The sequence below is a fragment of the Aeromonas sp. Lyrl_2 genome (genome assembly GCF_051948815.1).
Classification (GTDB): Bacteria; Pseudomonadota; Gammaproteobacteria; order Enterobacterales; family Aeromonadaceae; genus Aeromonas; species Aeromonas veronii.
In genome coordinates this window covers 157,174-169,782 of the sequence record NZ_JAYJLJ010000006.1, presented here as the reverse complement: position 1 = coordinate 169,782, position 12,609 = coordinate 157,174, and the positions used below count along the sequence as shown (strand labels likewise).

The following is a 12,609-nucleotide window of genomic DNA, read 5'->3' as shown; positions in this document are numbered from 1 at the left end:
TCCCGCTTTTGCCGCGCTTTTGGCATAATGGCCGCTTTTGCTGCGGGACGCCCTTTTGACCATCCAGACCCTGTTCAAGCCAGATGGCCCTCTGGCCAGCCATATCGACGGTTTCAAAGCCCGCGCTCCCCAACTGGAGATGGCCGAAGCGGTCGCGCGCGCCATCAAGAGTGGTGGCCGTCTGCTGGTGGAGGCAGGAACAGGTACCGGCAAGACCTACGCCTATCTGGTCCCTGCGCTGGAATCCGGCAAGCGGGTGGTGATCAGCACCGGCTCCAAGAACCTGCAGGAGCAGCTCTTCTATCGGGATCTCCCGACCATCACAGGGGCGCTCTCCTACACCCCGCCGGTGGCCCTGCTCAAGGGGCGCAGCAACTATCTCTGCATCGAGCGTATGAACCGGCTCTTGAGCGAATCCCATCTGCAAAAGCCTGAAATCCTGAACGATCTGGTGAAGGTCAAATCCTGGTCCACCGCTACCGATAACGGCGATGTGGGGGATATTCCGGGATTGCAGGAGAACGCCGAGATCCTCGCCCACGTCACCAGCACCAACGACAACTGCCTCGGTCGCGACTGCCCCTATTACGACGATTGCCATCTGGTGGTGGCTCGACGCCGCGCCATGGATGCCCAGGTGGTGGTGATCAATCATCACCTCTTCTTCGCCGATATGGCGGTGAAAGACACCGGATTTGGCGAGTTGGTGCCGGAGGCGCAAGTCTATGTGTTTGACGAGGCGCACCAGCTGCCGGAGATCGCCACCAACTACTTCGGCAAGTCGGTAGGCAGCCGAACGATTCAGGATTTGGCGCAGGATATCCAGCTGGCCTATCGGGCCGAGGCCCACGACATGGCCCAGCTCGGCAAGGCGGCGGACCGGCTCGCTATCGCCAGTCAGGATCTGCGTCTGGCCTTCGGGGTGGATGGCGGTCGCGGCAATACCCGCGACATGCTGCGCCAGCCGCTCTGGGGGCAGGCTCTGGCTCGTCTTAACGACGCCATCGGGCTCTGCTACGAGGTGCTGAAACTCGCTCTCGGCCGGGGCGAGCAGCTGGATCACGCCTTCGAGCGAATCAGTGAACTGCGCACCCGCCTGGGTGAAGTGCTGGCGGTCAACCAGACCGGTTTCTCCTACTGGTACGACTGCTCACGGCTTCATTTCACCCTCAATCTGACGCCGCTGTCGGTGGCCGAGCGATTCAGTGCCGAGGTGCAAAGACCGGAAGTGGCCTGGGTCTTCACCTCCGCTACCCTGACGGTGGATATGCGGTTTGATCACTTCAAGGCCGAGCTGGGGCTGGCGGGCAGCGCCGAGTTGATCCTCGACAGTCCGTTCGACTATGGCGAGCAGGCGCGGCTCTGTGTGCCCCGCTATCTGCCGGAGCCCAACGCCTTTGGCCGTGGCGAGCAGTTGGCCAATCTGATGATCCCGCTTATCAACAAGACGCCGGGGGGCTGTTTCTTCCTCTGCACCAGCCATCAGGTGATGCGTCAGGTGGCCGAGGTGCTGCGCCGGGAAATTGGTCGCACCGTCTTGTTGCAGGGGGAGGACAACAAGCAGCGGTTGCTCAAGGAGTTTGTCGAGAATGGCCGTGCCGTGCTGGTGGCGACCAGCAGCTTCTGGGAGGGGATCGACGTGCGAGGGGCGGCGTTGTCGTGTGTTATCATCGACAAACTGCCGTTTGCCAGCCCCGATGATCCGCTGCTCAAGGCGCGGGTGGATGATTGCAAGCTCAAGGGGGGTGATCCCTTCGCCGAGCTGCAGTTGCCCAAGGCGGTGATTGCCCTCAAGCAGGGGGTGGGGCGGCTTATTCGTGATCGCAGTGATCACGGGGTACTGGTGATCTGTGATCCACGAATGGTCAACAAGCCTTACGGCGCCACCTTTATCAAGAGTCTGCCCGCCATCCCTCGCACCCGGGAGTTGGGCACGTTGGGGAGTTTTTTCGATCGCACTGAACGCGGTGAATAAGTGTGCCGCCAGATAGCAGATTTGAACAACGGGTGAGCATATCTCGCTTGCCGGTTATGTAATTGACTGATTTTATAGAGATTGGAAAGCATGAACGAGTTGAAGATCCTGGCCGTTGATACCGCCACCGAAGCCTGCTCCGCCGCCTTGCTGGTGGGTGACAAGCTGTTCTCCCGCTGGGAGGAGGCGCCACGGGATCACACCCGAAAAATCCTGCCCATGGTTCAGGCTGTGTTAGAGGATGCCGGGATAAGTTTGAGTGACCTTGATGCCATTGCGTTCGGTCGCGGCCCGGGCTCCTTTACCGGCGTGCGGATCGGTATCAGTGTGGCGCAAGGTCTGGCGTTTGGTGCGGGTGTGCCTCTGATTGGCATCTCGACCCTGGCTGCCATGGCGCAAGGAGCCTATCGACTGGATGGCGCCCAGCAGGTGCTGACCGCCATCGATGCGCGGATGAACGAGGTCTATTTCGGCCGCTATGAGCTGATTGATGGCCGCATGCAACTGGTGGGGGACGAGGTGGTGAGCGAGCCCGCGGCACTGGTTGACGTTCGTGGCAAGCTGGCTGGTCGGGTGACCTGCGTCGGCACCGGTTTTGAAACCTATGGCGAGACCCTGAGTGGTCTGGCCGATGAGCTGGCGGTGAGCCAGGTGCGTTTCCCGGCGGCAGAAGATATGTTGCCGCTGGCCCGCGCCGCCTGGTTGGCGGGGGAGGCGGTGCCGGTGGAGCAGGCGACGCCGGTCTATTTGCGTGACAAGGTGACCTGGAAAAAACTGCCGGGTCGCGAATAAGGGCAGGAGCGCTGACGTCATGTCGCTCTTGCCGCTCATCAGCTGCAACACAAGCGGATGGCCCGACGGGCCACGCTGGCAACAGGAGAGTGACATGATGCGTAATACCAGAATCGACATGATGAAACGCACTATGGTGGTCGGGGCGCTGGCCCTGCTGCTCGGGGCCTGCAGCTCGGTTCCTAAAGAGCTGGCCTATGAGCCAGAAAACCAGCTGGTGGCCTATCAGCCCGCCCTTGGCGGGATGGAGGGCAAACCGGCCCGCTGGAGCGGCGTTATCTCGGCGGTGCACAACAAGGCGGATCAGAGCGTCATTGAAGTGGTCTATTTGCCGCTCAAGTCCAACGGCGTGCCGGAGCAGACCGAGCAGAGCCCGGGCCGTTTTCTGGCCATCATGAAGGGCTTTGTCGACCCGACCCTCTATGCCAAGGGGCGCAGCCTGACTGTGCTTGGCACCATAGGCAAACCGGTTGATAGCCAGATTGGCGAGCACAAGTACCGCTTCTCTGTGCTCAATGTGACGGGCAGCAAGCTGTGGCCGCCAGTCAAAGAGGTGGAGGTACGCTATATGGACCCCTACTTCTATGACCCCTTCTATGATCCCTTCTGGCCGAGACGGCCGCTGCGTCGCTAAGGCTTGCCATGATCAAGAGCATCAAAAGCACTCTGCACGAACGTCTGCTCACCTTGGCAGATGGTCGGCAGGCGGCCCTGCTTGAGAATCAACTCGCGGATGAGGCTCAGCAGGGCAAACCTCTGCTGATCGCCCTGCATGGCTGGCTCGACAACAGTGCCAGCTTCTTGCCGCTGGCGCCGCATCTGGGAGATTTTCACCTCATCTGTGTCGATCTGCCGGGACATGGTCACTCCGATCACAAAACCACCCCCTATGTCTTTGTCGACTGGCTGGACGATCTCTACCAGATCGTGCAGGAGGCAGGGTGGTCGCGCTTCACTCTGCTCGGTCACTCCCTCGGGGCGCTGATCGCCTCCGCCTATGCCGGGGTGTTCCCCGAACAGGTGGAGCGGTTGATCATGCTGGAGGGGCTGGGGCCGCTGAGCCAGCCCGATGATGAGGTACCTGCCCAGCTGCGACGTGCGATTTTAAACCGCAGTCGCACCCGGGAGCGCAGTGCCAACGGCTTTGCCTCCATCGATGAGGCTGTCGCCGCCCGTTGCAAAGTGGCGGATATCACGCCGCAGGCGGCGCGTCTTATCTGTGAGCGGCAGCTTGAGATGAGGGCAGGGCGCTGGCACTGGCGCAGCGACCCCCGCTTGCGGGATCTTTCACCCCTGAGAATGAGCGAAGGGCAGGCCCGGGCATTGATGGCGGCTATCCGTTGTCCTGTGCTGTTGATTCAGGGGGAGCAGGGCTTTGCTGCACTTGAAGCCCAATGGCAGGCCCGTCAGGATGCCTTCCAGCAGATCGAGCGGGTCATATTGGGTGGGAACCACCATTTTCATATGGAAAATTCGGTTGATACGGCCGTTTGTATCGTAAAGTTTTGTCAAGTTCGGTAGAATCGCCAGCTTTCAATAATTCCAGGTTTGTTTTCTCCCTCACATTTTTCTGTTGTTAATTTGCTGTTAATTGATGTTGCGCTGTGTAAATATGTGCGGCATTAGAGCATCAGCTTAAAACAACCGATTAAAATGGGTGTGAACCGGGACGGAGGCAACACAGTGAGCGCACAGGTGCTAGTTATGCAGGAGAAGTTTGTGGAAAAAGTCTGGCTGAAACGTTATCCGGAAGGGGTCCCCGCCGAGATCAATCCAGACCAATACAGCTCCCTGGTCGAGATGTTCGAATCCTCGGTGACCCAGTTTGCCGATCAGCCCGCCTTCGTCAATATGGGCCAAACCATCACCTACCGCCGACTGGAAGAGCAGTCCCGCGCCTTTGCTGCCTACCTGCAAAACGAGCTGAAGCTGGAGAAAGGGGATCGGGTTGCGGTGATGATGCCTAACCTGCTGCAATACCCCATCGCCGTGTTCGGCATCCTGCGCGCCGGCATGATCGTGGTCAACGTCAACCCGCTCTATACCCCGCGCGAGCTGGAGCATCAGCTCAAAGATTCCGGTGCCAAAGCCATCGTCATCGTCTCCAACTTTGCCCATACCCTGGAAAAGGTGGTCTACGACACCCCGATCAAGCACGTCATCCTGACCCGGATGGGTGACAATCTGGGGCTGGCCAAGGGCACCCTGGTCAACTTCGTGGTCAAGTACGTCAAGAAGCTGGTGCCGAAATACAATCTGCCCCACGCCACCACCATGCGTCAGGCCCTCTCCAAGGGGCGTTTCCTGCAGTACATCAAGCCGGAGATCACCAACGACGATCTCGCCTTCCTGCAGTACACCGGCGGCACCACCGGCCTCTCCAAAGGGGCCATGCTGACCCATCGCAACATGATTGCCAACGTCGAGCAGTGCCTCGGCGTCTACGGCCCCATGCTGGAGCGTGGCAAGGAGTTCGTGGTCACCGCATTGCCGCTCTATCACGTCTTTGCCCTGACCGTGAACTGCCTGCTGTTTATGCGTATCGGCGGTTACAACCTGCTGATCAGCAACCCGCGCGACATCCCGGGTTTTGTAAAAGAGATCAAGAAGTACCCGTTTACCTGCATTACCGGCGTGAACACCCTGTTCAATGCGCTGGTCAACAATGAAGAGTTTCAGGGGATCGCCTTTGACAAGCTCAAGCTGACCATCGGTGGCGGCATGGCGGTGCAGCGCGCGGTCGCTGAGAAGTGGAAGACACTGACCGATACCCCGCTGCTGGAAGGCTATGGCCTGACCGAGTGTTCGCCACTGGTGAGCGTCTGCCCCTACGATCTGACCGATTACAACGGTTCCATCGGTCTGCCGGTCTGCTCTACCGAGATCCGGCTGGTGGATGACAACGGTCAGGTGATCCACGCCCTCGGCACCCCGGGCGAAATGCAGGTGCGCGGCCCGCAAGTGATGGTGGGCTACTGGCAGCGTCCCGAGGCGACCGCCGAAGTGATGCAGGATGGCTGGCTCTGTACCGGTGATATCGCCGTGTGCGACGAGCAGGGCTTCTTCAAGATCGTTGACCGCAAGAAGGACATGATCCTGGTCTCCGGTTTCAACGTCTATCCGAACGAGATCGAAGATGTCGTTGCCTTGCACCCGAAAGTGCTGGAAGTGGCCGCCGTGGGTGTGCCGCACAATGTCTCCGGCGAGCTGGTGAAGATCTTTGTGGTCAAGAAAGATGCAAAATTGCAGGAGGACGAGATTATTGCCCACTGCCGCAAACATCTGACTGCCTATAAGGTGCCGAAACTGGTAGAATTTCGTGACGAACTTCCCAAGACCAATGTGGGCAAGATCCTGCGCCGCGTACTGCGCGACGAGGAGATTGCCAAGCAATAACCGGACTGTGGCTGCAGAAGCCTCTGCAAACCAGCACCGTCGTTATGCAAAACCGTGGGTCATCCCACGGTTTTTTCTTTTTGGCCCTGATCAACCGCGCAGGCACAGATGCACTATCAACTTATCACTCAGCAAGACGAACTTGAGCAGTATCTCGCTTCTCTGGCCGACGTTCCCCTGGCTATCGATACTGAATTCGTTCGCACCCGTACCTACTACCCCCAGCTTGGCCTGTTCCAGATCTATGACGGCGAGCATCTGGCGCTGCTGGATCCGCTAACGCTGGATCTCTCTGCCCTCTGGCAGCGACTGGGCAGGGAAGGGCAGATCGCCATCCTGCACGCCTCTGGCGAAGATCTGGAGCTTATCCAGCATCAGGCGGGCCACCTGCCCAACCAGATGCACGATACCCAGCTTGCTACTGCCTTTCTCGGTTACGGTGTCTCGGTCGGCTTTGGTGCGCTGGTGAACGAATTCCTTGGGGTCGAGCTGGAAAAAGACCAAGCGCGCACCGATTGGCTGGCCCGCCCGCTTACGCCACGTCAGCTCGAATACGCGGCAGCGGATGTCTTCTACCTGATGCCGCTCTACGAGAAAGTGATGGCCAAACTGCGGGAAAGCGGCAAGTTTGCCTGGTTCGAACAGGAGTGCCAGAACCACTCTGCCCGCAAGACCCAGGGTAGCGATCCCCGTCAGGCATATCTTGACATCGTCAACGCCTGGCAACTGGGGCGCCGCGAGCTCGCCATCCTGCGTGAGCTGGCCGCCTGGCGCCAGCAAGAGGCGGTGCGCCGAGATCTGGCCCTCAACTTCGTGGTCAAAGAGCTGCACCTGTTCAAGGTGGCAGAACGTCGTCCTGCCTCCCTGCGGGATCTCAACGAGCTCGGCCTATCGCCCATCGAGATCAAGATCCACGGCAAGCGGATGCTCGATATCGTCGCCAAGGCGCAGCAGAGCGATCCTGACAGCTGGCCAGAGCCCATTCGCCGGCTGGTGGACTTCCCCCAGTACAAGGCCGAGCTCAAGCGCATCAAGGCCATGGTGGAAGAGAAGGCCAAGGCGAGCAATATTCCGCCCGAGCTGATTGCCAGCAAGAAGATCATTCACCAGTACTTCACCTGGAGCTGGCGGATGAACGACGAAGAGCGGGCCCGCAGCGACAAGCCGATGCTGCTGCAAGGGTGGCGTCATGAGCTGGTCGGTCACCTGCTGGCACAATAAGCCACCAGAGTGTTGCACCTATAAATCAATCCTCACCCTCGGGTGGGGATTTTTATTGGGCGAAAGAGACAAATGGGCATGCTGAAATGTGGAACGCAGGTGGGACATGGCTGGCCGGATGGCGGGAGTCGAGAATGAAAAAGAGAGCAGAGAAGAAAAGGCAGCGGCTAACACCGCTGCTTTTTTTGATCACCAGATAGGCTGGGTCAGGTAGGGGTTGCTCACCTTCTCGCGACCGAAGGTGGAGCTGGGGCCGTGGCCCGGGATAAAGACGATCTCGTCCCCTAGCGGCAGCAGGGTCTCGGTGATCGACTTGATCAGCGTGCTGTGATCCCCACGGGGGAAGTCGGTGCGGCCGATGCTGCCGGCAAACAGCACATCGCCAACCCAGGCGAGTTTTTCGGCCTGGTTCAGCAGCACGATATGACCCGGGGTGTGGCCGGGGCAGAAGTAGACATCCAGCTCGCACTGGCCAAGCTGCACCTTGTCACCCTGCTCCAGCCAGCGATCCGGCGTGAACGCGGGGGTATGGGCGAAGCCGAACATCTGGCTCTGCTGGGGCAGCATGTCGAGCCAGAAGGCGTCCTCCTTGTGGGGGCCGGTAATGGCGACGCCAGTTTTTTCCCGCAGCTCGGCAGCGGCACCGACGTGATCCAGATGACCGTGGGTCAGCAGGATATGAGTCAGGGTCAGGCCGCGCTTGGCGATGGCAGCCAGCAGTTTGTCCGCTTCGCCGCCCGGATCGATCAGGGCGGCCTGATGGGTCTCGTCACACCAGATGAGGGAGCAGTTCTGGGCGAACTGGGTGACCGGGATCACCTCGAATTTCAACATAGAGTTCCTCTCTTGGGATGGGTCAGCCGCGCAGCGCGCTGGCATGCTGCTCGGCGAAATAGTCGAGGCAGGCCTGTTTGTCACCGCGGAATACGATGCGCTCCTGCTTGTTGCCAAGTTGGTAGAGATACATGGGGTCGTAGTAGCGGGTCAGCAGCAACGTGATCCAGGCCAGATGCAGCGTGGTATCGCCGCTCTTTTCCTGCTCGGTGAGGGCGGTCTGCATCAGGGCATCCAGCTCACGGTGGGCCAGATCGCCAAGACGGCGCTTGAGGCGGGCCAGCGCATCGGTGAGGTAGGCGGCAAACAGCGGCCATCCCTCTTCTTGGCCATACATGGCTTGATAGCGCAGCCAGAGATCGTGCACGTAATCTTCGCGGATCTGCTCGGCGCGATCGATCTGCGGTACATCTACCACCACCAGCGGTGCCTGACTCATGGCCTCATGGAGGGAGAGGGGCAGGCAGCAGCGGCCGATCAGGCGACTCTCATCTTCGACCACGAAGGCATGCTCGCCCTGATGGCGGCGCTTGAGCAGTTCGATGGCCATGTTGTTTTCAAAGTTGATGTTGCTGGGCTGGCCGCCGGGCAGCTGACCAAACGACGAGCCCCTGTGATGGGCGTGTCCTTCCAGATCGAGCGCCTGGGCCACATGGTCCAGCATATGGGTCTTGCCGGAGCCGGTCATGCCGGTCAGCACAGTCCAGCGGCACTCGGCAGAGGCCTTGTCCTGGGTGTCGATCAGGAAGCGGCGCAGCTCCTTGTAGCCACCGGCGACGCGGGGGCGAGTCACCCCGGCATCTGCCAGCCACTGTTGTACGGTTTGCGAGCGCAGGCCGCCGCGAAAGCAGTAGAGCACGGCATCGGGCTGCTGGCGCAACTGCGCCAGCCAGCCTTCGAGTCGTTCGGCACGTACTGCGCCCCCCACCAGCTTGTGTCCAAGCTCAATGGCGGCGGTCTGACCCTGCTTCTTGAAGCAGGTCCCCACCTGGGCGCGCTCATCGTCTGTCATCAAGGGCAGATTGGTCGAGCAGGGGAAGGCCCCCTCCTTGAACTCGATGGGGGCGCGCACATCAATCAACGGCACATCGTCCAAAAAGAGTTGGGCGTAGTCCGTGGCCAGTGGCAATTCATTCATTGGACAATCTCGATAAAGCGGGAGCCCTCAAGGGGCTTGATCTGGCCGATGGGCGAGAGCGCAAGGCCAGCTTCGCGCGCGATGGCGAGCAGCTCGGCTTCGCTCTCTTTACCCACTGCGACCAGCAGGCCGCCGCTGGTTTGCGGATCGCACATGATGTTGCGGGTGCGATCGTCCATGGCATCGAGCTTGTGTCCGTAGGAGTCGTGGTTGCGCAGGGTGCCACCCGGTACGCAGCCCTCGGTGAGGTAGTAATCCACCTCGTCCAGCAGCGGCAGCGCCTTGAAGTCGAGGCGGGCGCTGACATTGGATCCTTCGCACATCTCCAGCAGATGGCCAGCCAGACCAAAGCCGGTGACGTCGGTCATGGCGTGGACACCCGGCAGCTCGGCAAAGCGTTGACCGATCTTGTTGAGGGTGCACATGGCATTGGGGGCCAGCTGCTCGTGTTCCGGCTTCAGATTGCCCTTCTTCTGGGCGGTGGTGAGGATGCCGATGCCGAGGGGCTTGGTCAGATAGAGGGTGTCACCCACCTTGGCGGTGTCGTTCTGCTTGATGGCGTCAAGGGGCACTATACCGGTGACCGCGAGGCCGAAGATGGGCTCGGGGGCATCGATACTGTGACCACCGGCCAGCGAAATCCCCGCTTCGTGGCACACCTGACGGCCGCCGTCGATCACCTGCTGGGCCACTTCCGGCGCCAGGGTATTGATGGGCCAGCCGAGGATGGCGATGGCAACGATAGGCTTGCCGCCCATGGCGTAGATATCGCTGATGGCGTTGGTGGCGGCGATGCGGCCAAAGGTGAAGGGGTCATCGACGATGGGCATGAAGAAGTCGGTGGTGGAGACAATGCCCTGACCATTGCCGATATCGACCACGGCCGCGTCATCCTTGCTGCTGTTGCCAACGATCAGGGTCGGGTCGTTGAAGCCCGGGATCTGGCTCTTGAGAATGGTGTCGAGCACCTTGGGAGAGATTTTGCAGCCACAGCCAGCGCCGTGGCTGTATTGGGTCAGACGAATGGAAGACATACTTACCCCTTTTATTTGCAAACAGAGCAGAGGCTCTGTGGAGCCGTCTTGGTCAATGGGCGGTCTTGTAGAGAGAATGACAAGAAGCCGCAAATATGGGTGGCCTCGGTGCCAACAGGGGCAGCGATGACTGGCAGTTATGAAAGACCGCCAGGCCGGACGGGGAAGAAAAGGGCGACAAGGTGCGCCAGCGCAGCCCCGCCAAGGGCCACAGGACGGGGCATTATGCCACATTTGCCCCTTGGGGTTCGAACAGGAATTCACATAAACAGCAGGGAATTGCCCGCACTTGCCTGTCATCGGGCTGGAACCGCCGCGCACTGCTTGATTGCAGTACAGATGCAGCCAAGAGAACGTCAATTGAGAGCAATAGCGCACGCAACCACTGCGTCATCAGGAGGAGAGCTTAGTGACCACCACATTTTTGGTTAACCACCCCATTACCACGGCGCAGTTTGCGGCGTTGTTGGCGCAGACCTCGCTGGGGGCGAGACGGCCGCTGGACCATCCGGCCATCCTGCAGGGCATGCTGGATAACGCCAATTTGCTGATCACCGCCTGGCAGGGCGAGACCCTGGTCGGGGTGGCCCGCTCGGTGACCGATTTTCATTTTTGTTGCTACCTCTCGGATCTGGCGGTGGCCGAGTCAGTGCAGGGGCAGGGGATTGGCAAAGCCCTTATTCGCGAGACGTTTTTGCAATTGCAGCCCGGCTGCAAGCTGATCCTGCTGGCCGCGCCGCAGGCGGTTGCATACTACCCCAAGCTTGGATTTAGCCAGCACCCGAGCGCCTGGGTGATGAGCAATCTGGATGAACTGGTACTGGATGAGTTGGCATAAAACCGTCAACTCATCCAGACAGGGCGAGATTAGCTTATCCGGCTTGCTCCAGCGCCGGTTGCCGTGACTTGCCCCAGCGGCGCAGGCGCCGTTGCAGTGGTCGCTCCAGCAGGTTGTAGCTCAATGCCGAGAGGCCGATCAGCACTGCCAGCATCAGCAAGGTGGCCACAACCCCCAGCAGCGGGTTGGTCTGGCCATACCACCACTCGGTGATCCCCGGCGCCAGATAGTGGATGAGCTCGCACCCGGTGAGCAGCACCAGCGCATGGAGCAGATAGATGGAGTAGGAGAGATCCCCAAGCCAGTTGGTGAAGCGGTTATCCAGGAGGCGAAGCAGCGGGCTTTGGCGCTCCCCCTGAGCGGCTGAAATCCAAATTAGCAGCACGTAGGAGGCGATCAGCAGCAGTGTCAGCTGCGGCGTCATGGTGAACTGCATCAGCGCGAAGGGCAGCACAAAGGCGACCAGCAGCGGCAGATCTCGCTTCATCATGGGCAAGCCTTTTGCGGCCTTGACCCTCGGCAGCAGCCAGAGGCCGAGCACAAATTCACTCACCCCGCGCCCCACCGCCAGCGCGCCGCTGGTGACATCCAGGGTGCCGCGACTGTGCACGATAAAGGCCAGCACAGTCAGCGCCAGCAGGGGGGCGAGATGGCTCCAGCGACTGCGGGTGACCGCCAGCGGGATCAGCAGCGGGAACAGCAGGTAGCTGATCCACTCCACGCTGAGCGACCAGGCGGCGAAGTTCCAGGTCAGCCCGTGATCGGTCACCACCTGCAGCAGCAGAAAGGCGCTCGGCAACGCCTCGGCCGGGGTGAAGGGGGAGCCGAAGGGGGGCATCCCTTCCCACTCCCACATCTTGAACAAGGGGCCGGCGTAGAAGCCCACCCCGTGCTGCGCCTTGTAAAGCTCCCAGCCGACCAGCAGCAGCAGGGTCACCAGATAGAGGGGGTAGACACGGGTCAGCCGCAGCCAGAGAAAACGGCCATAGCTCACGGTGCGGGGCGTGCGGGTGAAGGCCTCGCCATAGACATGGGCCAGCACCACGCCGCTCAAAATAAAGAACAGGTCGACCCAGAGGTAGCCATTCTCGATGAGTTGGGTGTGGCCTGCGATCGACTCCATCCACTGGGGAAAGAGCAGCAAGCGGGCATGGAACAGCACCACCATCAGGGCAGCGATGCCCCGCAGCGGCGTTAACAGCGGCAATGATTGATTCATAACGGGATCCCTTGTGATGTTCAGCTTGGCCTGACATCGATTTTTGTTGTTGTACCGTCCATCAATCCTGACGGGACGGTTGCCCCGGCTTGGCTGCCACAGGCGGGATCACACTACGGGAAAGAGAGTCATTCGAGTGTGACTTGAATCATAAATGTGCAG

At 60.3% G+C, this 12,609-nt stretch carries 11 protein-coding genes; 7 read left to right on the top strand and 4 right to left on the bottom strand.

Going from position 1 to position 12,609, the window contains the following annotated elements; genetic code table 11:
- The first annotated feature begins 55 nt into the window (after nucleotides 1–55).
- From VF684_RS07460 to rnd, 6 genes are all read left to right on the top strand, one after another.
- Nucleotides 56–1,975 carry an ATP-dependent DNA helicase gene (locus VF684_RS07460; protein WP_005345619.1) on the top strand — a complete coding sequence of 640 codons (1,920 nt, stop codon included), beginning with the start codon at nucleotides 56–58 and terminating at the stop codon, nucleotides 1,973–1,975.
- A 90-nt stretch (nucleotides 1,976–2,065) separates the two neighbouring features.
- Complete coding sequence (gene tsaB / locus VF684_RS07455) at nucleotides 2,066–2,767, top strand: tRNA (adenosine(37)-N6)-threonylcarbamoyltransferase complex dimerization subunit type 1 TsaB (RefSeq protein ID WP_201912831.1); 702 nt, start codon at nucleotides 2,066–2,068, stop codon at nucleotides 2,765–2,767.
- 118 nt (nucleotides 2,768–2,885) lie between these two features.
- A complete protein-coding gene (locus tag VF684_RS07450; RefSeq protein WP_021230054.1) occupies nucleotides 2,886–3,401 on the top strand; it encodes a Slp family lipoprotein in 516 nt (171 codons plus the stop codon).
- An 8-nt stretch (nucleotides 3,402–3,409) separates the two neighbouring features.
- A complete protein-coding gene (locus VF684_RS07445; RefSeq protein ID WP_257725088.1) occupies nucleotides 3,410–4,288 on the top strand; it encodes an alpha/beta fold hydrolase in 879 nt (292 codons plus the stop codon).
- A 198-nt stretch (nucleotides 4,289–4,486) separates the two neighbouring features.
- The gene (gene fadD / locus VF684_RS07440) at nucleotides 4,487–6,163 is read left to right on the top strand and encodes a long-chain-fatty-acid--CoA ligase FadD (protein WP_376900315.1); all 1,677 of its coding nucleotides are present in this window, start codon (nucleotides 4,487–4,489) and stop codon (nucleotides 6,161–6,163) included.
- Nucleotides 6,164–6,271: 108 nt separating this feature from the next.
- A complete protein-coding gene (gene rnd, locus VF684_RS07435) occupies nucleotides 6,272–7,384 on the top strand; it encodes a ribonuclease D (RefSeq protein WP_058059758.1) in 1,113 nt (370 codons plus the stop codon).
- 189 nt (nucleotides 7,385–7,573) lie between these two features.
- Here rnd and VF684_RS07430 read toward each other — a convergent pair whose 3' ends face one another.
- The 3 genes from VF684_RS07430 to selD are packed head-to-tail and all read right to left on the bottom strand — an operon-like array spanning nucleotide 7,574 to nucleotide 10,390.
- Entirely contained in the window at nucleotides 7,574–8,218 is a 645-nt protein-coding gene (locus tag VF684_RS07430) for an MBL fold metallo-hydrolase (protein WP_219594270.1), read from the bottom strand.
- A gap of 22 nt (nucleotides 8,219–8,240) precedes the next feature.
- Entirely contained in the window at nucleotides 8,241–9,356 is a 1,116-nt protein-coding gene (gene mnmH, locus VF684_RS07425) for a tRNA 2-selenouridine(34) synthase MnmH (protein WP_257725087.1), read from the bottom strand.
- Nucleotides 9,353–10,390, bottom strand: coding sequence for a selenide, water dikinase SelD (selD, locus tag VF684_RS07420; RefSeq protein ID WP_376898377.1), 1,038 nt, complete (start codon nucleotides 10,388–10,390; stop codon nucleotides 9,353–9,355). The genes mnmH and selD overlap by 4 nt, the downstream gene beginning before the upstream one ends.
- A gap of 409 nt (nucleotides 10,391–10,799) precedes the next feature.
- Between selD and VF684_RS07415 the strand changes: the two genes are divergently transcribed.
- Nucleotides 10,800–11,228: a GNAT family N-acetyltransferase gene (locus VF684_RS07415; RefSeq protein WP_346201683.1), complete on the top strand. Its 429-nt coding sequence runs from the start codon at nucleotides 10,800–10,802 to the stop codon at nucleotides 11,226–11,228.
- 34 nt (nucleotides 11,229–11,262) lie between these two features.
- Here VF684_RS07415 and VF684_RS07410 read toward each other — a convergent pair whose 3' ends face one another.
- Nucleotides 11,263–12,447: an acyltransferase family protein gene (locus VF684_RS07410; RefSeq protein WP_376898375.1), complete on the bottom strand. Its 1,185-nt coding sequence runs from the start codon at nucleotides 12,445–12,447 to the stop codon at nucleotides 11,263–11,265.
- Between the last annotated feature and the right edge of the window lie 162 nt (nucleotides 12,448–12,609).